Below are 22,343 nucleotides of genomic sequence, written 5' to 3'. Positions count from 1 at the left end.
TCCTTTCGCGCCGCTCGCTCTGCGGCGGCTGTCGGGTGGCTGTCGCGCGCGCGCCTCGGATTCGCGCGCAGACCAGTAGACCACCCTGCCCGTCCCATCCGACCTGCGGCCACCCCTATTTCGGCCGGGAGTCCCCTAGTATTTCCCTCGTGTCGGTCATGTGCGGGAGACGGTGAGTCCGCCCCGTTCGGCCGTCCGCAGCGCCAGGGCCGCCAGCGCCTCGGGAGCCCCGGCCTGACCGCGGATTCCGGGGAAGGCGTTGATGTCCACGATCAGTGGCGCGCCGCCGCCCGAGTCGATCAGATCCACGCCGTAGACGTCCAGCGAGAACACCGAACCGACCCGGAGCACCGGATCCAGCCAGCCCGGTGGCAGTGCGTCCAGGGCCAGCGGCAGGTTCGGACCGCGGCCGCCGGCCGCCAGCTCCGACCGGCGCAGCGCGGCGAACACCCGGCCCGCGACCACCCACAGCTTGTGGTCCCAGCCGTCGTTCGGGACGAAGTCCTGCACCACCACGGGTTCATCCGCCCAGTCGGCGGTGAGGGCACGCAGCCGCGCGGCGTCGTCCACGCGGGCCACCAGGTCATGGCGGCGGCTGTGACGGCTCTTGACGACGGCGGGACGACGCGGCGGCTCCGCCGCCAGCCCGGCGAGCGAGGCCACGGTACGGGTGGGGGCGAACGGCAGACCGGCGCGGAGCGCCCGATCGGCCATCTCCGTCCGGTCCTGGCACCGCGCGGTGGCGGCGGCGGAGTTCACCACCGGGGCGCCACGCCGCTCCAGGGACCGGGCGAGTGCCAGCGCGGGCGGTGTCCGGGCCTTCAGCAGATACACATCGGCGAGCTCCCCGGCGGAGGCCGGACCCCGCGTCTCCGTCCCGTCGTGGTCACGCGGGTCCAGCGCCACCACCTCATGGCGAGGGGTGAGCAGGGCCGTGGCGTCGGCGAGGAGTTGATGGCCGGGGTCGGCGGTGATCAGGCCGATCCTCATCGGCCGCCACTCACCGCGGCGGTGGCCGGGACCGGCTCGGGAGCATGTACCGGCGGCTCGGCTCCGGTGAGGGCGCCGACGAGCCCGGGCCCGGACCGGCCACCGCCGCCGCGCGCCAACTCCAGTACCGCGCGCCCCACCCGGGCCGCCGCGTCCGGCACCTCCTTGAAGCTGGGGAAGTCGTTCACATCGACCACCACCGGCCCGTCCGGGCCCAGCAGCACATCCACCCCGTACAGATCGAGGCCGTAGACCGCGCCGACCTCGGCCGCGATGGCCGCCACTTCGGCGGACAGCGGTACCCGCCGGCCGTGTGCGCCCCCGTCGGGGCCGAGCGGCGACCCCCGCTCGGTGGCGTACAACTCCCCGCCTACGCAGTACACCTTGAGGTCCAGCCCTGAGTTCGGCACGTACGGCTGGGCGATGAGCATGCCCTCCGCCGCCAGCTCGGCGCGCAGCGCCCTGAGCCGGTCCGGGGTCGGCACCAGCCGCACGGCCCGTCCCGAGCTGCCGTCCGCGGGCTTGACCACCAGCGGGAACTCGGCCTCCGGTATCTCCTCCAGCGCCTCGGGCCGGGCCGCCGCGTAGGTGGGCGGCATCGGCAGGCCACGGCTGCGCCCGATGGCGGCCGCCAGGGCCTTGTCCCGTACGCCGCGGATGGAGCGGGCGTCGTTGACGGTGGTCAGCCCGACCGCCGCCGCGGCCTCCAGCAGCATCAGCCCGGGACCTCCGGACACCGTCTTGAGCACCCAGGCGTCATGGCTGCCCGCCCGCACCGCGTCGGACATCCGCAGCAGTGAACGGCCCGGCCGGACCACATCCACCTGGTGACCCCAGGCGGAGAGCTGACGGATCACCTCACGCGGCATGCCGTCATGGCGATAGCGCTCCTCCACCAGAAAGCAGAGTCTCATCGGCCTTCTTCCTCGTCACCGGACAGGTTCCCGGGCCGCTGCCGAGAGTGTCCGGCGCGCCATGGCTCCTCAGGATGTCATCCGCCGTTCTTTTGCGATCTCCTGGGCCAACCCATGGCCGTCAGTGGCCTGTTCACCGGCCCCTGATGGGGCCTGTTTATCGGGCTAAGTTTGCTTTAGTCTGCTGAACATGACGCTGACGCGCAGGGAGCGGGAGATACTCGCGCTGTTGCGGCGGGACCCGCTGGCCGGCGCCCAGTCCATCGCCGACGCCCTCGGGACCACACGGGCCGCGGTCAATGTGCACCTGTCCAACCTGGGCAAGAAGGGCGCCATCCTGGGGCGCGGCTACATCCTGCGCCAGGAGCACGCGGTGGTGGTCATCGGCGGGGCCAATGTGGACATCAAGGTGCGCAGCCTCGCCCCCGTGGCGTACCGCACCAGCAACCCGGGGCGGTCCCACACCAGCCCAGGCGGGGTGGCCCGCAACATCGCCGAGAACCTCGCCCGGCTGGGCACCCCCACCCATCTCATCGCCGCCGTGGGGCAGGACGCGGCGGGGGAGCGGCTGCTGAGCGAGACCCAGGCCGCCGGGGTGCGCATCGAACATGTGCACCGCGGCCCGCATCCCACCGGCACCTATACGGCGGTGCTGGACGCCGACGGCGATCTGGTCGTGGCCATCGCCGACATGGCCGCCACCGACGCGCTGGCCCCCGAGCACCTCCACACCGCGCGGGAACTCATCGGCAACGCCGGTCTGCTGGTGCTGGACGGGAACCTCTCCACGCGGGTGCTCTCCTACGTCCTGGACATCGCCTCCGCCGCCGGTGTCCAGACGCTGATCGACCCGGTGAGCGTCCCCAAGGCGGCGCTGCTGGCCCCGCTGTTCGCCGCCGGGCGGCCGGTCCTCGCCGTCACGCCGAACGTGGCGGAGCTGGGCGCGCTCGCCGGGCGGGACCTCGACGGGGTCGCGGACGCGGACGACCCGGGGCTGCTCCGGGCCGTGGCCGTCCTCCACGAGCGCGGGGTGCGGCATGTGTGGGTGCGGCTCGGTGCGCGCGGCTCCCTGCTGAGCACCGTCGACGAGGGCCGGGTGCCACTGGAGGCGCCACCGGCCGAGGTGCGGGACGTCACCGGGGCCGGTGACGCGATGCTCGGCGCGTTCGCCCACGCCCTGCTCGGCGGCGCCGACCCGGTGGACGCCGCGCGCTACGGCCACGCCGCCGCCGCGCTGACCGTGGCCACCCCCGCCACCGTACGACCCGACCTGACCCCGCGTCTGATCGAGGACGCGCTCGACGCCCCGCTGCGGAGGACCACATGACCACCCCCCACCCCCGGCTGACCCTCACCGAGGAGGTCGCGGAGGCCCTGCTCGACGGCCGTCCCGTGGTCGCGCTGGAGTCCACGATCATCAGCCACGGCATGCCGTATCCGCAGAACATCGAGATGGCCACCGAGGTCGAGGAGATCATCCGCGCCCAGGGCGCGGTCCCCGCCACCATCGCCGTCCTCCACGGCAGGCCGCGCGCCGGTCTGGACCGGGCCGATCTGGAACTGCTCGCCACCAGCCCCCAGGTGGGCAAGGTCAGCGTGCGCGACCTCGCCCATGTCATCGCGCGCGGCGGCCATGGCGCGACCACCGTGGCGTCCACCATGCGGCTCGCCGCGCTCGCCGGGATCCGGGTCTTCGTCACCGGTGGCATCGGCGGAGTGCACCGGGGAGCGGAGCGGTCCTTCGACATCAGCGCCGACCTCACCGAGCTCGCCACCACCCCGGTGGCCGTCATCAGCGCCGGGGTCAAGAGCATCCTCGACATCGGGCTGACCCTGGAGAAGCTGGAGACCCTGGGCGTTCCGGTGCTCACCTACGGCACCGACGACTTCCCCGCCTTCTACTCCCGGGTGAGCGGCTTCCGCTCCCCGCTGCGCGTCGACTCGCCCGAGGAGATCGCCGCCACCATGCGGGCCCAGTGGGAGCTGGGCATGACGGCGGGGCTGAGCATCGCCAACCCGGTTCCCGAGGCCGAGGAGATCCCCGCGGACCGGATGGACGGCATCATCGAGCGGGCCCTCGCCGAGATGACGGACGCGGGGATCGGCGGCAAGGACGCGACCCCGTATCTGCTGGGCCGGATCGTGGAGTTGACGGAGGGCGAGAGCCTGCGGACCAATATCGCCCTGGTCAAGAACAACGCGCGGCTCGGGGCACGGATCGCGATCCACTACGCCGCCGGGGCGAAGGGCGGGTCGTGACGCGCCGGCCTCGAGGGCCCGATAATCGATTGCCGCCGGAGGGCCCCGGTGCTGGGGTGGGCGCATGGACCATGATGTGGTGCGTGAGCTGTACGACCGGGAGATGAGACAGGGTGCGCGGGCCGACGGCCCCGGCGTCCGGGTCGAGCGTGTGGGCGCGGTGGTGCGGCAGACCGGCGGCCGCGACGACTGGAACGGCGTTCTGTGGTCGGATCTGGACGACGCCACCGCCGATGCGGCGATCGCCGCGCAGATACGGCACTTCGGGGGCGTGGACCGCGCGTTCGAGTGGAAGCTGTACGCGCACGACCGCCCCGGTGACCTCGGCGAGCGGCTCCGGGCCGCCGGACTCGTCCCCGAGCCCGAGGAGACGCTGATGGTCGCCCACGTGGCGGACCTGGACACCGCCGTCGAACCGCCCCAGGGCGTCCGGCTGCTCCCGGTGGCCGACGCGGCCGGGGTGGAGCGGGTGGTGGACGTCCATCAGCGGGCGTTCGGCGACGACGGCGCCGCGCTCCGGCACCGGCTCCTCGCCCAGCTCGCCGAGGAGCCGGACGCGGTCGTCGCGGTGGTTGCCATGGACGGCGACCGGCCGGTCAGCGCGGCGCGGATGGAGCTGCCGCCGGGAGTGCCGTTCGCCGGGCTCTGGGGCGGGGGCACCGTGCCGGAGTGGCGCGGCCGGGGCGTCTACCGCGCCCTGGTCGCGTTCCGGGCCCGGATCGCCGCCGACCGCGGCTATCGCTATCTCCAGGTGGACGCGTCCAGCCTGAGCCGCCCGATCCTGCGCCGGCTCGGCTTCGTGCCCCTGACCACCACCACGCCGTACGTGTACGGGGCGTGCCGACGGCCGGGGCCGGAGTGGACGTGACCAGGGGCCATGTCGGTGGGGTGTTCTACGGTCGGGCCATGACGACCTCCGATGATGTCCGTGCCATCGCCCTGTCGCTGCCGGAGACCACAGAGAAGATCGCCTGGTCGATGCCCACCTTCAGGGTCGCCGGGAAGATGTTCGCCACCCTGCCCGAGGACGAGACCTCGATGGCCGTCAGATGTCCCAAGGTGGAGCGGGAGGAGCTGGTGCTGGCGGAGCCGGAGAAGTTCTGGGTCGCCGCCCATGAGGCGAGTTCGGCCTGGGTGCGGGTGCGGCTCGGCGCGCTGGACGACCTCGATGAACTGCGGGACATCCTGCTCGACTCCTGGCGGCAGGCCGCACCGGCCGCATTGCTCGAATGATCACATCATGCGGCCGGTCACTCCTCGAAATGTGGCGCTATGGGCGTTCGAGCGGATAACCGACACGGGTGAAAGTCTGGACTTTTCCCGGTAATCGGAGTGCCGTCTTCCGCTGTGCGGGGTTCCCTGGAGGGGGATCAGCGAGGGAGGCCGCATGGTGCACGGCGGCAGGACGAACCGCCCCGCGGTGTGCGGCGGCCCGTGCGCGGCCGCCGTCCTTCTGCTGCTGGCGGCCACGCTGCTGCACGCCGTGCTGGCCCTTGGGGTCGTCCGCGCCTCGCCGTCCACCGGCCCGGAGCGGTGCGCGACCGGGAAGGCCGGGGCTGCCGGGGTGCCGAACCGGGCCCCGGCCACGTCCGTGCCCGGTGGCGCGGGTGCTCCCGTCTCGGCCCGGGCCCTCGCCGCGTCCGCCCCCGCTCCCGCTCCCGTCATCCCTGTTCCGGTGGCGCCGGAGGCCGAGGACGAGCGCTCCGCCTCCTCGGCGCCGGCCGTGTTCTCCGCCCGGGACGGTGCCGGGCATCCGGCCCGGCACCGTCCCGGGCGGGCGGCTCACGGGGCCTCGTGCGGCGCCCACCGGTCCCTCTCGACGTCCCTCGGCCCCTTCGTGCTCGGCGCGGTCCGCGGTCGCCCCGCGGACCCGGCGCCGGGCGAAGGCGCGTTCGGCGCCGGGGGCGACGTCCCGGCCGGCCGGCTCTCCTCGCGGTCCGTCGTTCTGCGCTGCTGACCGGGCCCGGGCCGTCCGTCATCCCGTTTCCGCGCCCTCGCGGATCCCGGATGCGGTACGCCCTGCCCGCCCAGCCGTAGGACGTCCGAGACCGCAGGAGTATCCGCATGCCCATCGATGTCTATGCCGCCATGCGCGCGATGCTGCGCGCGGAAGCCACCCGGCGCCCCGTCACCCCGCGGACCGGCACCGCCGATCCGTCGCCGCCCGCGGTGGATCCGGCCGCTCCCGCCCAGGTGGCCGCCACCGTTCGGGACACATCCGCCGAGGGGGCCGTACCGGCTCCGTCGACCGTACCGGCTCCATCCGACGCACCGCGCCCCGTCGGCCGGGCCCGCCCGTCCCGTTACCTGTCGCGCTGCCGTGCCGTGCTGCGTGCCGTACGCCAGGCCGTGTCGTCCTGCTTCGCCGGACGCGCGTCACGACAGGGCCGGTGACGCGCAGGGCCGGTGGCGCAGGGCCGGTGACGCACGAGGCCAGTCACACGAGGTCAGTCGCACAAGGCCAGTTGCACAAGGCCGGTGCCACAAGGCCGTTGACGCGTGGCCGTTGACCGGCCACCGGGGGAGGGGAGCGGGAAGCACGGGTACCGGGAGGTCACACCGGCCCGTCGTTCCGTCCGCCCTCCGGTGAATCCCCGCTCGAGAGCAACCGCTCGCGCTGCGCCACGGCCCAGGCGTAGCCGGGATTCAGCGCCACCGCACGCTCCAGATCCGCCAGCGCGTCCGCGCGTCTGCCCAGGGCCTCGTTGGCCATCGCGCGGCTCCCCAGGGCCCAGGCGTAGCCGGGGTCGAGGGCCAGCGCCCGGTCGTACACCGCGATGGCCTCCTCGTAGTGGCCCGCGAAGCGGTGGACGTCGCCGCGTTCGCCGAGCGCTCCCGGGATGCCCGGCTCCAGCGCCTCCACCCGGTCCAGGTCCTCAAGCGCACCCGCCGCGTCCCCCAGGGTGCTGCGGACCCGGGCCCGCCGGAGCAGTGCCCAGGTGTAGTCGCAGTTCAGCTCGATGGCCCGGTCCAGGTCCGCCAGGGCCTCCTGGATCCGGCCGAGCGCCATGTTGGTCTGGCCGCGGCTGCCCAGGGCCACATGGTCCGCCGGATCGGCCTCGATCACCGGGTCGAGCCGGGCCAGCGCCTCCTCGTACCGGCCCGCCCGGCGGCAGGTCTCCCCGCGCTCCCGCTGGACCCAGGTCGAGCCCGGCTCCAGCGCGTCCACCCGGTCCAGCGCGTCCATCGCCGCGGTGAACTCCCCGGTCGCCCGGTGGACCACGGCACGCCCGAAGTGCGCGCGCACATTCCCGGGGTCCAGCTCGATCGCCCGGTGGAAGTCCCCCAGCGCCCCGTCGAACTCCTCGACCGACCGGCGGTGCCAGCCCCGTACGACGAGGGCCGCGACCCGGGCGGCGGCGTCCAGCCCGGCCCGGGCCAGCAGCAGCCCCATCGCCTCGATACCGCGCCGCCGTTCGTCCGCCAGCGCCTCCACCAGGTGCCGCCCCCAGGCGCGCACCGCGTCCGAGTCGGCGTCCTCGCCCGCCTCGACCAGGGTGGTCGCCCAGCGCCTGGCCACCGCGGGGCCCGCGTCGCAGGCGCCGATCCCGTCCCGCAGCGCTCCGGGCAGCGCCGCCGACGGCCGTGCGCACAGCAGGTGGTACCACTCCTCCAGACGCGGTCCGCTCCAGGTGCCCAGCCGCCATCCGTCGTGCGGGTCGAGCTCCCCGGCGGCCACCTCCCGCCACCCGGCGAAGGTCTCCGCCAGCCGGGTGTGCGCCGCGGCCCACCGCTGCGGCGAGGTGGTCCGCTGCAGCCGCAGCATGGGGGCGCGGACCACATCGTGGTAGCGGGCCGCGCCATCGCGGTCGCCGATGAACGGCAGTGACCGCAGCCAGCCGAACAGCCCGGCCCCCTCGTCGTCCGCCGCCGCCCGGAAGACGTCCTCGTTGAGCCGCCGGGGCAGCGCGCCCGCGAGGGCGGCGGAGCGGCGCACCGGATCGCGCTCCCACTTCAGGAACCGTTCGACGGCGGTGGCGCTGGGGTCGTCCAGGTCTCCGCCGGTCCCGGGGTTCTCGGCGAGGGTGGACACCAGGACCGGCAGCCGGCCGGAGAGCCGCAGCACCTCCCGTACCACCGGCTCCTCGGTGATCCCCTTGGCGGTCAGCAGCTGCCGGGCCTCCGCGTCGGTGAACGGCTCCAGCGGCAGCTCCGCGACCACATCGGCCAGATCGCCCCAGCAGCCGGGTTCCAGCCGGGTCTGCCCGGACAGCACCAGCACGGTGTTGGCGGGGAAGGTGCCGAGGCGTTCGCTGGTCAGCAGGGTGCGCAGCCAGGGGTCGAGCAGCGGGCCGAGGCGCTCATAGGTGTCGAAGAGCAGCACCAGCCACGGTGCCGCCTCGGCGGCCTCCGACAACTCCCTGACCAGCAGCGGGGACAGCGTCTCCACCGGGTCCAGCACCAGCTGGACGTCCTTGTGGTCGCGGAACCGCGAGCTGAGCGCCGCCCGCAGCCGGTCGGTGCCCGCGGCCAGCGGCACCGGATCGACGGCGCCCGCCAGCGCCCCGACACCCGGCACCAGGCCGAGCCCCGCGAGACCCGCCCGCGCGGCGGCCATACTGCCGGTGCTGGGTCCCTGCCGCTCGCCCTCCGCCGGTACCGACTCCGCCTCGTGGCGGCGCTGCCGGTAGGTGGCGAGCCGCCGGTCGAAGGACGTCAACTCCCGTCCCTGACGGGCGAATTGCTCGCTGATGGCGGCCATCGCCTCGGGTACGGAACTCGCCGTCTCGTCGACGCGGGCGGTCAGCGCGCCGTACTCCTGACGGGCGGTCTGCTCCATCCGGCGCGTCAGCCAGGTCTTGCCCACGCCCGCGTGGCCGTGCACATGGAAGACGAAGCGATGCCGCGCGTCCTCCGGCGACAGCCCGAAATTATCCCTGAACGCGTCGACTTCCCGGCGCCGGCCCACGAATCCGGCGTTCCTGCGCCGCTGGATCAGCTCCTGCATCGACGGCCGTGCCCGCCCCATCGGCCCCTCCTCCCCTCGGGATCCAGTCTGCCAGTACGATCGGCGGACGGACTTATTGCGTACGATGCGCAGGTGCCCAGCTACCGCATCAGGACCGCGACCCCCGACGACCTCGACGCCGCCCGCGGTGTGATGCTCGACACCGTCTACCGCGACTTCGGAACCGGCTATGTGCCGCGCTGGCACGCCGACATCATCGATCCCGCCGCCGCGTATCTGGACAATGCGCGCCACACCCTGCTGGTCGCGGTGGACGACGGCGACGGGGCGGTCGTGGCGACCGCCGCGCTCGACTCCCGGGGCCCGGCCCATCCGCCCAACCCCCCGTGGCTGGCCGCGCGTTACCCGTCGGGCGAGACCGCCCAGCTGCGCCGGGTCTATGTGTGCCCCGAGTGCCGGCGCCACGGGCTGGCCCGGCGGCTGGTGGGTGCGCTGCTCGACTTCGCCGCGGCGGACGGCGGCTATCGCGCGGTCTATCTGCACACCGATCCGGCGGTGCCGGGCGCCGAGCCGTTCTGGCGGTCCCTGGCGAAGGTCGTCTGCGATGAGCGGGAGGCCCCCGGGGGCGGTCAGGGCATCGTCCACTTCGAGGTGCCCATGACCTCCGGGGCATCCCGAGGTTCATGGAAATGATCATCATCTAGCGTTCGTGTTCGGCCGTCCCCGCGCAGCCAGCCCCTGGAGAACCACGCCCATGCACTCTGTCCGCCGCAGGTGGGCCGCCGCGCCGCTCCTCCTCCCGCTGCTCGCCGGGTGTTTCGCGGCCCGCGAAGGTTCCCCTTACGACGCCGGGGCCGAGGCGGGCGGCGGGCGCCTCCGGGTCGCGATGGCCTTCCCGCCCGCCGAGCGGTTCTCCCCGTACGGCGCCGACGCCACCCTGCTCAGCAGGCTCGGCGTCACCGAGGGGCTGACCCGGCTGGACGGCAACGGCGGCGCGGTGCCCGCCCTCGCCGAGTCCTGGACCCGGGAGAGCGGCCGGGGCTGGGTGTTCACCCTGCGCGAGGCGCGGTTCCAGGACGGCACCGAGGTCACCCCGGCGGCGGTGGCGGGCGCCCTCGCACATGCCACCCGCGCCGATCCGGCGCCCGCCGCGCTCAGAGCCTGTGTCATATCCCCGGCCGGGCGTGCGGCGTCTGGCACGCTCCCCCCAGCTACCGCCGGGAGGTGCCCCCTGACGCCGCACGCTGATCCGACCGGGGATATGACACCGGCTCTCACCGGGGTCACGCTCACCGCGGAGGCGGTGGGGGAGCGGCGGGTCCGGGTCACCACCGCGACCGCCGACTCCGCCCTGCCGCTGCGGCTGTCCAGCCCGAGCCTGGCCGTCCTCTCGCCCAAGGCGTACCGCACGAGGGCCGGTACGCGGCAAGGGAGGACGGCGGACGGGACGGCGGCGGTCGATCCGGCCGGCACCGCCACCGGCCCCTTCACCCTGACCAGGACCACCGGCACCACCCGCGCCACCCTCCACCGCTTCGACGAGTACTGGGGCGGTCTGGCCCACGCCTCCGGCCTCGACGTCCGCTTCATCGCCGACGGCACGGCCCGCACCAACGCGCTGCGCAGCGGCGAGGTGGACATGGCCGAGGCGGTCCCGGTCTCCCAGGCGGCCACCCTCGACAAGGCCACACTGCGCGAGGTGCCCACCGCCCGCACCACCGCCCTCTTCCTCAACACCCGCTCCGGGCCCTTCGCCGACCCCGCCGTCCGTGCCGCCGCCCGCGAGGCCGTCGACGCCTCCGCCCTCGCCGAGGACGTCTACGAGGGCCATGCCGACACCGGCCGCGGGCTGTTCGGCCCGGCCCTCACCTGGGCCGCGGGCGAGCGGCCCCGGCCGTCCGGTCGCCCCGCCGCCGCGCGGGTCCGGAACACCGCGGTCACCCTCGCCACCTACGACAACCGGCCCGAGCTGCCCGAGGTCGCGCAGGTGCTGCAACAACAGCTGCGCAAGGCCGGGTTCGGCGTGAAGCTGGAGGTGCGGGAGTACTCCCGGCTCGAGAGCGACGCCCTGGCCGGGAAGTTCGACGCCGTGGTGGCCGCCCGCAACACCATGCTCGACACCGGCGACCCGGTGTCCTACCTCGCCGACGACTTCACCTGCGACGGTGGCTACAACCTGGCACGGGTGTGCGACAAGCCCGTGGACCGCGCGGTCGCGGAGGCGGGCTCCCGCGCCGACGGCGCCGCGCGCCACCGCGCCGCCCTGGCCGCGCAGACGGCCGTCCTGCGCACGGACGGAGTCGTCCCGCTGGTCCACCAGCGGATCCTCCATGGCGTCGGCGCCTCGGTGCGCGGTGTGATCCTCGACCCGTACGAGCGCACGCTCGTCGGCACCGGTACGCGACGTTGAGCGGCGCACGGACACGGTCAACCGGGCGGAAGGCGGACGCGGTGCCGCTGAGCACCGGACGGTCCACCGAACCGGGCGCGGGGCGGACCACCGGGACCGGTGCGGGACGGCCCGCCCGGCCGAGCGCGGGCCCGTCTACGGGAACGAGCGGCCCGGGTCGGTCGACGGGACCGAGCGGCGCGGGCCGGTCCACGCGACCGAGCGGCGCGGGCCGGTCCGCCGGGCTGGTCGCGCTCTGGCGCGTCGCGCTCGCCGGGGTGTTGCTGTGCGGCATCGGTCTGCTGCCCTGGCTGTCCCGTACCGACCCCGCCCGCACCGTCCTCAAGGCGCGCGCGGCCGACCGCGACCCCAGCCCCGAGCTCCTGGAGTCCCTGCGCGCCCAACTCGGCCTCGACGCCGGACCGTTGCGGCTGCTCGGCCGGTGGCTCGCCGGCCTGCCGCACGGCGACGCGGGCGCGTCCTGGATCTCAGGGACGGCCGTGGCCCCCTCGGTGGCCGCGGCGCTCGGCGTGTCGCTGCTGCTCATGGGCGGGGCGCTGGTGGTCGCGGCGGCCACCGCGGGCGCGGTGTGCGGGCGCACGCTGTGGCTCGGGCCGCGGCGGCGGGCCGCCCGGCGCGGGGCCGGTGCGGGGAGCGGTGGCGCGCTGCTCGCCGCGCTGCCCGAGTTCCTGCTGGCGTCCGTGCTGGCCGCCGTGGTCGGGGTGCGGCTCGGCTGGCTGCCCGCGGTCGGCTGGTACGGGCCGCGGTGGATGGTGCTGCCCTCGCTCGCCCTCGGTCTGCCCGCGGGCGCCCTGCTGGGCCGGGTCCTGGACGACGCGCTGCCCGGGGCGTTCGCCGAACCCTGGGCGCGGGCCGCCGCCGCGCGCGGTCTGCCCGCCCGGCGGATCGCCCGCCAGGCGCTGCGGCGTGCCGTGCCCGGAGTGCTGCCGAACACCGGGCTGTTCGTGGTCGGGCTCACCGGAGGCGCGGTCGCCGTCGAGCAGGTCTTCGACATCCCCGGGCTCGGCAGGCTCTCGCTCCAGGCGGCCATCGCCCAGGACCTGCCGATGCTCCAGGCGTGTGCCCTCGTCCTGATCCTGCTCGCGGCCGCCGCCGGAGGTCTCGCCCGGCTCGCGGCCCGGCTGTTGCTCGGGCCCGCGCTGCGCGACGGGGCGCTGCCCTCGCTCGACCGGCCCACCGCCCCGTCCACCCGCGCGATTCCACTGCTCTACGGCGCGCTCCTGCTCGCCGTCGTGGTGCTCGGCGGTCTCCGGGACCCACTGGTGGTGGACACCGCCGCCCGGCTCACCGCCCCGTCCTGGGCGCATCCGTTCGGCACCGACGCGCTGGGCCGTGATCTGCTGGCCCGGGTGGGACACGGCGCGCTGTCCACACTCGCGCTCGCGGTGGCGGTGAGCGCCGCCGCGCTGGTGGCGGGGGTGCTGCTCGGGCTGGTGCCCCGGCTGTCCGGCGGACTCGCCGAGACGGTGAACGCGGTGCCGCCCGTGCTCGCCGGGCTGCTGGTCGCCGGGGCGGCGGGCCGCGGCCCGTACATCCCCGCGCTCGCCGTGGCCGCCGTCGCCTGGGCCCCGCTGGCCACGCACACCTCCGCCCTGCTGCGGCAGCAGCGCGCCGCCAGGCATCTCGCCGCCACCCGCGCGCTGGGCGCCTCCCGCCGCCATCTGCTGCGCCGCCACGTCCTGCCCGCGGTCCTGCCCCCGGTCGTCCGCCACGCGTTGCTGCGGCTGCCGTCGGTGGCGCTCGCCCTGGCCGCGCTGGGCTTCCTCGGCCTGGGCGCCCAGCCGCCGTCTCCGGAGTGGGGCCGGCTGCTGGCGGAGAACCACCCCTACGCCGAGCGCGCCCCGTGGGCGGTGCTCGCCCCCGCCGCCGCGCTGGTCCTTCTGGGCCTCCTGGCGGTGACGGCGTCCGGCGGGGTGCGGTGGCCCCGCCGGCGCCCTCCGCATTGACGACGGCCCCGCCGGCGCCCTCCGCATTGACGACGGCCCCGCCGGCGCCCTCCGCATTGACGACTGCCCGGGGTGCGTCGGAGACTGACGGTCCGCGCGTAGTGAACCGAAGTTCACTCTGCGAACACGCCCTTTGGGGCGAGGGACCGCAAAGGACATCCGATATGACCCTCCACCGCGATCTGTTGATCGATGGCAAGGACACCCCGGCTGTCTCGGGGCGCACCGCCGACGACCTCAACCCCTACACCGGGGAGGTGTTCGCCACCGTCGCGGCCGCCGGGGCCGAGGACGTGGCGCGTGCGGTGGCCGCCGCCGACGCCGCCTTCCCGGCCTGGGCGGAGCTGGCCCCGTTCGAGCGCCGTACGATCTTCCTGACCGCGGCGGACCTGCTGGAGTCGCGCGCCGCCCGGGCCGCCGAGATCATGGCCCAGGAGACCGGGGGCACCGCGCCCTGGGCGGGTTTCAACGTGGGCCTGGCCGCGAACATCCTCCGCGAGGCCGCAGCCGCGATCACCGCCCCGCGCGGTGAGGTGCTCAGCGCCCAGGAGCCGGGCGCGCTCGGTCTCGCCGTCCGCGAACCGGCCGGTGTCGTCGCGGCCTTCGCCCCCTGGAACGCGCCGGTCATCCTCGGTGTCCGCTCCGTCGCGGCGCCCTTGGCGGCGGGCAATACGGTGGTGCTGAAGCCCAGCGAGGACGCGCCGCTCGCCTGCGGGCTCTTCATCGCCGATGTGCTGCGCGACGCCGGGCTGCCCGACGGGGTGCTCAACGTGGTCACCAACGCCCGTGCGGACGCCGCCGAGGTGGCCGAGGCGCTCATCGCCGACCCCCGCGTACGGATCGTCAACTTCACCGGCTCCACGGGAGTCGGCAGGACCATCGGCTCACTCGCCGCGCGGCACCTCAAGCCGGCCGTGCTGGAGCTGGGCGGCAAGAACGCCATCATCGTCCTGGACGACGCCGATGTGGACCACGCGGTGAACGCCGCCACCTTCGGCGTGTTCATGAACTCCGGTCAGATCTGCATGTCGGGCGACCGGATACTCGTCCATGAAAGCCTCGCCGAGGAGTTCACCGCGAAGTTCTCCGCCAAGGTGGCCGCCCTGCCGTGCGGCGACCCCGCCGTACCGGCCACCGTGGTCGGCCCGCTGATCACGGCCGACTCGGCGCGCCGGGTGGCGGCCCTGGTGAAGGACGCGGTGGACAAGGGCGCCACGGTGCTGACCGGCGGTGGCGAACCCGACGGCGCGGTCCACCCGGCGACGGTGCTGAGCGATGTCACCCCGGACATGGACATCCACCACGCCGAGGCCTTCGGACCGGTCTGTGTGGTGGACACCTTCGCCGACGACGATCGGGCCGTGGCCCTGGCCAACGCCACCGACCACGGCCTGACCTGCGGCATCATCACCGAGAACGGGACCCATGGGCTCAAGGTCGCCCGCCGTGTCCGGACCGGCATCGTGCACGTCAACGACCAGTCGGTGGCGGACGAGCCACAGGCCCCGTTCGGTGGCGTCAAGCACTCGGGGTACGGGCGGTTCGGCGGCCGCTGGGGCATCGAGGCGTTCAGCGACACCCGGTGGGTCACCCTCGCCACCCAGCACGCGCACTACCCGTTCTAGGGGGGGCCGACGGATCCTGCCGCCCGCGGGGGCCGCTCCCCGACACCTCGGCCCCTCCCGGGGGCCTCAGCCGACCCCGGGAATGAGGGGCACGGCCCCGGGGCGGCGCGCCGCCAGCCGCAGCACCCTGACCGTGGAGCGCACCACCTGCTCCTTGGCGCGCGCGGCCGTGCCACCGCGCAGCACCGTCTCGCGCGGGGAGTCGTCCGCCCGCACCAGCTGGATCAGCCCGTCCCGGCGGCCCAGGCTCACGCACTGCGCCACGAAGCGGAAGCGCAACGGCTTCGGCTCCCGCCCCCGGGTCTCGGCGATGATCGAGGAGGCGGCGTGCGAACCGGACGGGAGCGCGGTGGCGCAGGCCATGCGCAGGGCACCGGCGGCCGGGGTGGCCATGGCCGCCGCGTCGCCCACCGCGTAGATCTCCGGATGGGACACCGAGCGCAGGGTGGCGTCGACGCGGACGCGGCCGCCCGGGTCGAGGGCGATCCCGGCGGCCCCGGCCAGCGCGGTGTTCGCGGTCATCGCGGTGGCCCAGACCACCGCGTCGGAGCCGATGTCCTCCGGGCGGGCCACCCGACGGCCCTCCTCGATCCGGACACCGAGCCCGGTGAGCGTCGTACGGACATGGGCGCGGCCCTTCGCCGAGAGCCCCGTGCCGACCTCCTCGCCCGTGACCAGCCGGACCTTCCAGGCGTCGTGGGACTCGGCGATCTCGGCGGCGAGCTCGATGCCGGTGAGTCCCCCGCCGACCACCGTCAGCTCACCCGGGCCGTCCAGCAGCCGCTTGTACAGCTCGGCCGCCGTCTCCGGGGTGTAGGCGCGCTCACCGGGGTCGGCGGTGCGGCTGCCGAGCGCGTACACCAGCCGGTCGTACGGGAGCCGACGGCCGTCGTCGGTGGTGATCAGCCGGGCGGCCGGTTCGATCCCGGTGGCGCGGGCGGCCACGTGGACGATCCCGGCCCGCCGGGTCAGCGCGTCGAGCGGATGCGTGATGTCGGGCCGTCCGACGGCCCGCTCGTGCAGCCGCACGCGCTCGGTGAAGGCGGGGCTCGGATCGATCAGGGTGACGTGGGTGTGCGGGGCCAGCCGCAGGGCGGCAATCAGCCCCGCATAGCCCGCGCCGAGCACTAGGACCTGCTGCTTCTCCATGTGGGCGGCCTCCTTGCCGGTCGGTGTTCACGAGGAGGACGACACGGCGGCCCGAGATGTGACGGTGACGCCGGTCACAGGTTCGGCAGGTCGAGGTGGCGGAGCTTGTCGGGGTTGATGATCGCGTCGATCTCGGTGATCAGACCCTGGTGTACGGAGAACGCGAAGACCACGGCCTGCTCGCTCGCGGTGTCGACCATGACCAGGCCCGGGGCGCCGTTGACGTCGCGGTGGTGCACCAGCATCGTGGCCGGGTCGAAGCCCCGGGCCAGCCGCTGGGCGAAGCGGGCCACCTTCTCGTTCCCCAGTACCGGGAGCCGGGCCGCCGCCACCTTGCCGCCGCCGTCCGAACGCCAGACGACCTCCGGATCCAGGATCTCCAGCAGCCCGTCCAGGTCGCCGCCCATGACCGCCCGGAGGAACGCGTCCACGGCCCGCCGGTGCTCCGCGCGGTCCACCGAGCGCCGCGGCGCCTCCGCCCGGACCCGCTTGCGCGCGCGGGAGGCCAACTGCCGTACGGACTCCGGGCTCCGGCCCACCACCTCGGCGATCTCCGGGAACGGCACCGAGAAGACATCGTGCAGGATGAAGGCGGTCCGCTCCGCCGGAGTCAGCCGCTCCAGCACGGTGAGCAGCGCAAGCCCCACCGACTCGTCCAGCGTCACCCGGTCCTCCGGACCGCCGGCCGCCACCACCGGCTCGGGCAGCCAGGGACCGACGTAACGCTCGCGCCGCACCCGCGCCGACCCCAGCAGGTCGTAGCAGATGCGGCTGATGACGGTGGTCAGATACGCGCGGGGGTCGGCCACCTCGTCCGCGGGCAGCGCCTGCCAGCGCAGCCAGGTCTCCTGCACCGCGTCATCGGCGTCGGCGACCGAGCCGGTGATGCGATACGCGACGGCCCACAGCCGGTCGCGCTGCTCTTCGAATGCGGTCAGCTCTGCCATGTCCCGATCCTCTCCTCGGCCTGAGAAGGAGGACGAGACAGCGGCCGGAAGTGTGACAGCCGCCTCCCCGGAGCGCGGTCGTGCCCCGGGCCGACGGGTTGGCGCGGGGGCCACGGCAGGCGTAAGCAGTAGATGTGCACACGCGGCAAGGTCCCTCGGATCTGCGCCGGCCAAGGTGGCGGACCCGCTTCCTGGTCGTGATCCCCCTTCTGGCCATCGGGCTGATCACGCTCGGCGATGTGCTGACCCCGGCAAGTATCCGGCTCAGCCCGCTGCTGATCGCGGCGCCTGCCATGACAGCCTCGTTCGCCGGCCCCCTGCTCACCGCGTGTGTCGGGCTCCTGGCCGTGGTCGCCCAGATCGCGGCCAACGCCTCCGAGGGGTTTCTCGGCCAGCCCGGCCGTCTGGCCGAGGTGGTCACCTTGGTTCTGGTCTCCGCGATGATCGTGCTGTTCCGCGCGGTCCTCGACCGGCACATGCGCGAGCTGAACCGGGTGCGGGCGGTGGCCGATGTGGCGCAGCGGGTGCTGCTGCGCCCGCTCCCCGTCAGGGTCGGCCCGCTGCTGATCGCCTCGGTCTACCTCGCGGCCGAGCCGGGGGCTGAGATCGGCGGCGATCTGTACGCGGCGGCGCGCACCTCGAACGCCACCCGGCTGATCATCGGCGATGTCCGGGGCAGCGGGCTGACCGCCGTCGCGGACGCCTCCCTGGTGCTCGGCGCCTTCCGCGCGATCGCCCACTGGCCCGTACCGCTGACCGATCTGGCGTCCCACCTGGACACCGCGCTGTCCGCGGAGCGGACCGAACCCCGCGACAAGGCGCCCGGGGCGGGGGAGTCGTTCGTCACCGCCGCCGTGCTGGAGATCCCCGACGACCGGCCGGTGGTCCGCCTCGTCAACTGCGGGCATCCGCCGCCGCTCCTGCTGTGCGACTCCGGGGTCAAGGCCCTGGAGGGCCAGGCGCCCGCACTGCCGCTGGGCCTCGGCCACCTGGCGGCCGGCCGCTACCACACCGAGGACTTCCCGTTCGACGAGGGCGATCAGTTGCTGCTCTACACCGACGGGGTCATCGAGGCGCGGAACAGCGAGGGCACTTTCTTCCCGCTCGCCGAGCACCTCCCCGGAGCGGACGGCGGCGGCCCCCAGTACCTCATCGACCGTCTGCGCCGCGATCTGCTCAGCCACACCGGCGGCCACCAGGGCGACGACGCCGCCCTGGTCGTCCTCGAACGCCAGCGGGTGGAGCGCTGACGCACCCGGTGGCGCCGGACGCCGCCCGGACGCCGCAGCCGGACCGCGGTGCCCGCTCGCGGAACCGCCCAGGAACGGACATCGGCCTCGATCGCTCGTAAACTGGTCGTATGGGCAGCGGGAACGAGGGCCCGAATCAGGGCCCCGAGGACTTCGGGCCGGATCCACTCGGCGACTTCCTCGCACGCTTCCTCGGGACCGGGCCGGCCGGGCAGCGGCCCGATTCACGCCATGTCGACTTCGGGCGGCTGATGAGCGAGAACGCACGCCATCTCGTCTCGGCCGCCGCCTCCTACGCCGCCGAACACGGCAGCACCGACCTCGACACCGAACATCTGCTGCGGGCGGCGCTCTCCGCCGAGCCCACCCGCACCATGGTCTCGCGCGCCGGAGCCGACCCCGACCGGATCGCCGCGGAGATCGACCGGGAGGCGGGGGGCGGGCCGCCGCGCAACTCGGTCGCCGTCACCCCGGCCGTCAAACGGGCGTTGCTCGACGCCCATGAGATAGCCCGCTCGCGCGGCTCCTCGTACATCGGCCCCGAACACGTACTGATCGCGCTCGCCGCCAACCGCGAGTCCACCGCCGGGCAGATCCTGGGCGCCGCCCGCTTCGAACCCCGGGCCCCCGGCCCGCCGACCGGCGGTCTCACCCCGAGTGCCCCCACGGCAGACCAGAGGCCCGTCATGGACCAGCGGAAGACCCCGAACCTCGACCGGTTCGGCCGCGACCTGACCGAACTGGCCCGCGAGGGGCGGATCGACCCGGTGATCGGCCGCGACGAGGAGATCGAGCAGAGCATCGAGGTGCTCGCCCGGCGCGGCAAGAACAACCCCGTCCTCATCGGCGAGGCCGGAGTAGGCAAGACGGCCGTCGTCGAAGGGCTCGCCCAGCGGATCACCGACGCCGATGTGCCGGACATCCTGCTCGGCCGCCGGGTCGTCCAGCTCGACATCGCGAGCGTCGTGGCCGGCACCCGCTTCCGCGGTGACTTCGAACAGCGCGTCACCAGCATTGTCGACGAGATCCGCACCAACTCCGACGAATTGATCATCTTCATCGATGAGCTGCACACGGTGGTCGGCGCCGGCGGCGGTGGCTCCGAGGGCGGCCAGATGGACGCCAGCAACCTCCTCAAGCCCGCGCTGGCCCGCGGCGAACTGCATGTGATGGGCGCGACCACGCTCCGGGAGTACCGCCAGTACATCGAGAAGGACGCCGCGCTCGCCCGCCGCTTCCAGCCCATCATGGTCCCCGAGCCCACCTCCGTGGACGCCGTCGCCATCCTGCACGGCCTCCGTGACCGCTACGAGGCCCATCACCAGGTCCGCTACACCGACGAGGCGCTGCTCGCCGCCGTCGAGCTCTCCGACCGCTATCTGACCGACCGTTTCCTGCCCGACAAGGCCATCGACCTCATGGACCAGGCGGGGGCACGGGTACGGCTGCGCTCCAGCGCCCGCGGCACCGATCTGCGCGCCCTGGAGCGGGAGGTCGAGCAGCTCACCCGGGACAAGGACCAGGCCGTCGCGTCCGAGAGCTATGAACGCGCCACCTCCCTGCGGGACCGGATCGCCGAGCTGAACAACCGGATCGCGCAGGCATCCGGAACGCAGTACCACGGCGGGCGCGTCGCCGAGGTCACCGTCGAGGACATCGCCGAGATCGTCTCCCGGCAGACCGGGATCCCCGTCTCCAGCCTCACCCAGGAGGAGCGCGAACGGCTGCTGAGCCTGGAGGAGCACCTCCACCGTCGGGTCGTCGGGCAGGAGGAGGCCGTGTCCGCCGTGGCCGACGCGGTCCTGCGCGCCCGCGCCGGACTCGCCGACCCCAACCGCCCCAGCGGCAGCTTCCTCTTCCTCGGCCCCACCGGCGTCGGCAAGACCGAACTCGCCCGCGCACTGGCCGAGGCGCTCTTCGGCAGCGAGGACCGCATGGTCCGCCTCGACATGAGCGAGTACCAGGAGAAGCACACCGTCAGCCGACTGGTCGGCGCGCCACCCGGATACGTCGGCCACGAGGAGGCCGGACAGCTCACCGAGGCGGTGCGCCGCCAGCCCTACTCGCTGCTGCTCATGGACGAGGTGGAGAAGGCCCACCCCGATGTCTTCAACATCCTGCTCCAGGTGCTCGACGACGGCAGGCTGACGGACGCCCAGGGCCGCACCATCGATTTCAAGAACACCGTCATCGTGATGACCAGCAACCTCGGCTCGGAGGCCATCACCGGACGCGGTGGCCCCCTGGGCTTCGGCGGCGGCGGTGGCGAGGAGGCCGACGACGCCGCGCGCCGGGAACGGGTGCTGCGCCCGCTGCGGGAGCACTTCCGGCCGGAGTTCCTCAACCGCATCGACGAGATCATCATCTTCCGCCGGCTCGCCGACGACCAGCTGCGGCAGATCGCCGATGTGCTGCTGGAGGAGACCCGGCGCCGGCTGCACGCCCAGGACGTCGGCGTGGAGTTCACCCTGGCCGCCGTCGACTGGCTGGCCACCCACGGCCACCAGCCGGAGTACGGCGCCCGGCCGCTGCGCCGCACCATCCAGCGCGAGGTCGACAATCCGCTCTCCCGGATGCTGCTCGGCGGCGAGCTGCCCGCGCACAGCCGGGTCCTGGTCGATGTGCACGACGACCGGCTGGCCTTCCACACACAGGAGGCCGCCGAGCGGACGGGTCAGCCCGGCCCACCGGGTCATACGGAGCAGCCGGGCGGGACGGACCAGCCGGAGCGGTAGCGCCACCCGGAGCGAGCCCGGTCAGCGCCCCATGGCCAGACCGTCCTTCTTGCCGCCCCGGCTGAGCACCGCCTCCTGGATGGTGCTCAGGGCACTGGCGTAACCCGGGTTGCCGGGGCTCTTCTCCAGCGCCCGGGGAAGGTTCACCAGGGTGATCGGGTCGTTGTCCACGGCGTGCGGGATGTACTCCGCCTTCCTCACCTGCCACGCCCTGCCCGGCGCGGAGGGCGGGGTGAAGGTGAAGCGCGCCGCCGAGCCCAGCTGGCCCCGCTTGTCGGGCATGACCCCCGCGATCTGGTCGCCCATGCCGTAGACCACCCAGGTGCCGTTGACCTTCTCGTACGCCTGGGGGATATGGGCGTGGGTGCCGATGATCAGGTCAATGTCGCGGCGGCCGCCGTCCTTGGCGGCGGTGAGCTTCTTGGCGAGCGAGAGCTGGAGCTTGTCCGGCGCCTGCTGCCACTCGGTGCCCCAGTGCACGCTGACGACGACCACATCGGCCCCGGCGCGCCGCGCGGCCCGCGCGTCCTTGATGATCCGCGCCGGATTGATGAGGTTGACCAGCCACGGTTTGCCCTTGGGGACCGGGATGCCGTTGGTGCCGTAGGCGTAGGCGAGATGGGCCACCTTGGCGCCACCGGCCTCCATGATCGTGGGACGGACGCTCTCCGCGGCGGAACGGGCCGATCCGGCGTGCTTGAGCCCGGCCTTGTCCATGGCGTCGAGGGTGCGGACCACCCCCTCCGGACCGGCGTCGAGAGTGTGGTTGGAGGCGGTGGAGCAGGAGTCGTAGCCGATGTCCTTCACGGCCGAGGCGAGCTGCGGAGGCGTCTTGAAGGTCGGATAGCCGGTGAACGGCCCGTGGGTGGCCCCGTAGACGGTCTCCATGTGGCAGATGGCCAGGTCGGCCTGGGCGACGATGGGCGCGGCCGCCCGGATCATGCGCCGGAAGTCATAGCTCTCGCCGCCCGAGTCCGCCTTCGCCTGCCGGATGACCGAGGCGTGCACCAGCAGATCGCCGGTGGCCACGAGGGTGAAGTTCTTCATGGACCCGCTTCTGGCCACCGCCGAGGTCTTCGAGGGCTTCTCCTCGGCCTCCGGGGCGGCCGGTGTCCCGCTGCCGCACGCGGTGGCGGCGCCGAGCAGGGCGACGGCGAGAAGCGCCGTCCGATGGCGTGGGTGATGGGACACGGTGCACTCCGCACTGGT

General features: G+C 74.0%; 18 protein-coding genes. 12 read left to right on the top strand and 6 right to left on the bottom strand.

Annotation, left to right across the window (positions count from 1 at the left end; translation table 11 throughout):
* Positions 1 to 156 precede the first annotated feature (156 nt).
* Positions 157 to 990 (bottom strand): ATP-grasp domain-containing protein, encoded by an 834-nt coding sequence (locus tag LIV37_RS05935; protein WP_020866189.1) that lies wholly within the window; start codon positions 988 to 990, stop codon positions 157 to 159.
* Complete coding sequence (locus LIV37_RS05930; protein WP_020866188.1) at positions 987 to 1,904, bottom strand: ATP-grasp domain-containing protein; 918 nt, start codon at positions 1,902 to 1,904, stop codon at positions 987 to 989. The genes LIV37_RS05935 and LIV37_RS05930 overlap by 4 nt, the downstream gene beginning before the upstream one ends.
* A 190-nt stretch (positions 1,905 to 2,094) precedes the next feature.
* Between LIV37_RS05930 and LIV37_RS05925 the strand changes: the two genes are divergently transcribed.
* From LIV37_RS05925 to LIV37_RS05900, 6 genes are all read left to right on the top strand, one after another.
* A complete protein-coding gene (locus tag LIV37_RS05925) occupies positions 2,095 to 3,231 on the top strand; it encodes a PfkB family carbohydrate kinase (RefSeq protein ID WP_020866187.1) in 1,137 nt (378 codons plus the stop codon).
* A complete protein-coding gene (locus LIV37_RS05920) occupies positions 3,228 to 4,163 on the top strand; it encodes a pseudouridine-5'-phosphate glycosidase (RefSeq protein ID WP_020866186.1) in 936 nt (311 codons plus the stop codon). Before LIV37_RS05925 ends, LIV37_RS05920 begins: the two co-directional genes overlap by 4 nt.
* A 64-nt stretch (positions 4,164 to 4,227) precedes the next feature.
* On the top strand, positions 4,228 to 5,031 hold the full coding sequence (locus LIV37_RS05915; RefSeq protein ID WP_020866185.1) for a GNAT family N-acetyltransferase: 804 nt from the start codon (positions 4,228 to 4,230) through the stop codon (positions 5,029 to 5,031).
* A gap of 38 nt (positions 5,032 to 5,069) precedes the next feature.
* Positions 5,070 to 5,396, top strand: a complete 327-nt coding sequence (locus LIV37_RS05910; RefSeq protein ID WP_121826216.1) for an MmcQ/YjbR family DNA-binding protein — start codon at positions 5,070 to 5,072, stop codon at positions 5,394 to 5,396.
* A 154-nt stretch (positions 5,397 to 5,550) separates the two neighbouring features.
* A complete protein-coding gene (locus tag LIV37_RS05905; RefSeq protein WP_020866183.1) occupies positions 5,551 to 6,120 on the top strand; it encodes a hypothetical protein in 570 nt (189 codons plus the stop codon).
* 107 nt (positions 6,121 to 6,227) lie between these two features.
* Positions 6,228 to 6,557 carry a hypothetical protein gene (locus LIV37_RS05900; RefSeq protein ID WP_020866182.1) on the top strand — a complete coding sequence of 110 codons (330 nt, stop codon included), beginning with the start codon at positions 6,228 to 6,230 and terminating at the stop codon, positions 6,555 to 6,557.
* 160 nt (positions 6,558 to 6,717) lie between these two features.
* Here LIV37_RS05900 and LIV37_RS05895 read toward each other — a convergent pair whose 3' ends face one another.
* The gene (locus LIV37_RS05895) at positions 6,718 to 9,132 is read right to left on the bottom strand and encodes a tetratricopeptide repeat protein (RefSeq protein ID WP_020866181.1); all 2,415 of its coding nucleotides are present in this window, start codon (positions 9,130 to 9,132) and stop codon (positions 6,718 to 6,720) included.
* A 72-nt stretch (positions 9,133 to 9,204) separates the two neighbouring features.
* Here LIV37_RS05895 and LIV37_RS05890 point away from each other — a divergent pair, with 72 nt between their 5' ends.
* The 4 genes from LIV37_RS05890 (at position 9,205) to LIV37_RS05875 (ending at position 15,053) form a co-directional block, all read left to right on the top strand.
* Positions 9,205 to 9,765, top strand: a complete 561-nt coding sequence (locus LIV37_RS05890) for a GNAT family N-acetyltransferase (protein ID WP_020866180.1) — start codon at positions 9,205 to 9,207, stop codon at positions 9,763 to 9,765.
* 61 nt (positions 9,766 to 9,826) lie between these two features.
* Positions 9,827 to 11,482, top strand: a complete 1,656-nt coding sequence (locus tag LIV37_RS05885; protein ID WP_020866179.1) for an ABC transporter substrate-binding protein — start codon at positions 9,827 to 9,829, stop codon at positions 11,480 to 11,482.
* Positions 11,483 to 11,706: 224 nt separating this feature from the next.
* On the top strand, positions 11,707 to 13,428 hold the full coding sequence (locus LIV37_RS05880) for an ABC transporter permease subunit (RefSeq protein WP_121826219.1): 1,722 nt from the start codon (positions 11,707 to 11,709) through the stop codon (positions 13,426 to 13,428).
* 164 nt (positions 13,429 to 13,592) lie between these two features.
* Positions 13,593 to 15,053 carry an aldehyde dehydrogenase family protein gene (locus LIV37_RS05875; RefSeq protein ID WP_020866178.1) on the top strand — a complete coding sequence of 487 codons (1,461 nt, stop codon included), beginning with the start codon at positions 13,593 to 13,595 and terminating at the stop codon, positions 15,051 to 15,053.
* A 66-nt stretch (positions 15,054 to 15,119) separates the two neighbouring features.
* Here the strand turns inward: LIV37_RS05875 and LIV37_RS05870 are convergent, their stop codons facing one another.
* Complete coding sequence (locus LIV37_RS05870; protein WP_020866177.1) at positions 15,120 to 16,202, bottom strand: NAD(P)/FAD-dependent oxidoreductase; 1,083 nt, start codon at positions 16,200 to 16,202, stop codon at positions 15,120 to 15,122.
* 74 nt (positions 16,203 to 16,276) lie between these two features.
* Positions 16,277 to 17,149, bottom strand: coding sequence for an RNA polymerase sigma factor SigJ (gene sigJ, locus LIV37_RS05865; RefSeq protein ID WP_020866176.1), 873 nt, complete (start codon positions 17,147 to 17,149; stop codon positions 16,277 to 16,279).
* A gap of 134 nt (positions 17,150 to 17,283) precedes the next feature.
* On the opposite strand from sigJ, the gene LIV37_RS05860 reads away from it, so the two are divergent.
* On the top strand, positions 17,284 to 18,399 hold the full coding sequence (locus LIV37_RS05860) for a PP2C family protein-serine/threonine phosphatase (protein ID WP_121825770.1): 1,116 nt from the start codon (positions 17,284 to 17,286) through the stop codon (positions 18,397 to 18,399).
* Positions 18,400 to 18,509: 110 nt separating this feature from the next.
* Positions 18,510 to 21,134, top strand: a complete 2,625-nt coding sequence (locus LIV37_RS05855; protein ID WP_020866174.1) for an ATP-dependent Clp protease ATP-binding subunit — start codon at positions 18,510 to 18,512, stop codon at positions 21,132 to 21,134.
* A gap of 21 nt (positions 21,135 to 21,155) precedes the next feature.
* On the opposite strand, the gene LIV37_RS05850 is transcribed toward LIV37_RS05855, so the two are convergent.
* Positions 21,156 to 22,325, bottom strand: a complete 1,170-nt coding sequence (locus LIV37_RS05850) for a CapA family protein (protein ID WP_020866173.1) — start codon at positions 22,323 to 22,325, stop codon at positions 21,156 to 21,158.
* Positions 22,326 to 22,343: the final 18 nt, after the last annotated feature.

The sequence above is a fragment of the Streptomyces rapamycinicus NRRL 5491 genome (assembly GCF_024298965.1).
GTDB lineage: Bacteria > Actinomycetota > Actinomycetes > Streptomycetales > Streptomycetaceae > Streptomyces > Streptomyces rapamycinicus.
This window is presented reverse-complemented; position numbering and strand designations above follow the sequence as displayed.

Coding starts and splice junctions, on each gene's coding strand:
- LIV37_RS05885 (WP_020866179.1), top strand. CDS start 9,827: ATGCACTCTGTCCGCCGCAGGTGGGCCGCCGCGCCGCTCCTCCTCCCG.
- LIV37_RS05895 (WP_020866181.1), bottom strand. CDS start 9,132: ATGGGGCGGGCACGGCCGTCGATGCAGGAGCTGATCCAGCGGCGCAGG.
- LIV37_RS05870 (WP_020866177.1), bottom strand. CDS start 16,202: ATGGAGAAGCAGCAGGTCCTAGTGCTCGGCGCGGGCTATGCGGGGCTG.
- LIV37_RS05875 (WP_020866178.1), top strand. CDS start 13,593: ATGACCCTCCACCGCGATCTGTTGATCGATGGCAAGGACACCCCGGCT.
- sigJ (WP_020866176.1), bottom strand. CDS start 17,149: ATGGCAGAGCTGACCGCATTCGAAGAGCAGCGCGACCGGCTGTGGGCC.
- LIV37_RS05855 (WP_020866174.1), top strand. CDS start 18,510: ATGGGCAGCGGGAACGAGGGCCCGAATCAGGGCCCCGAGGACTTCGGG.
- LIV37_RS05930 (WP_020866188.1), bottom strand. CDS start 1,904: ATGAGACTCTGCTTTCTGGTGGAGGAGCGCTATCGCCATGACGGCATG.
- LIV37_RS05935 (WP_020866189.1), bottom strand. CDS start 990: ATGAGGATCGGCCTGATCACCGCCGACCCCGGCCATCAACTCCTCGCC.
- LIV37_RS05920 (WP_020866186.1), top strand. CDS start 3,228: ATGACCACCCCCCACCCCCGGCTGACCCTCACCGAGGAGGTCGCGGAG.
- LIV37_RS05925 (WP_020866187.1), top strand. CDS start 2,095: ATGACGCTGACGCGCAGGGAGCGGGAGATACTCGCGCTGTTGCGGCGG.
- LIV37_RS05910 (WP_121826216.1), top strand. CDS start 5,070: ATGACGACCTCCGATGATGTCCGTGCCATCGCCCTGTCGCTGCCGGAG.
- LIV37_RS05915 (WP_020866185.1), top strand. CDS start 4,228: ATGGACCATGATGTGGTGCGTGAGCTGTACGACCGGGAGATGAGACAG.
- LIV37_RS05900 (WP_020866182.1), top strand. CDS start 6,228: ATGCCCATCGATGTCTATGCCGCCATGCGCGCGATGCTGCGCGCGGAA.
- LIV37_RS05905 (WP_020866183.1), top strand. CDS start 5,551: ATGGTGCACGGCGGCAGGACGAACCGCCCCGCGGTGTGCGGCGGCCCG.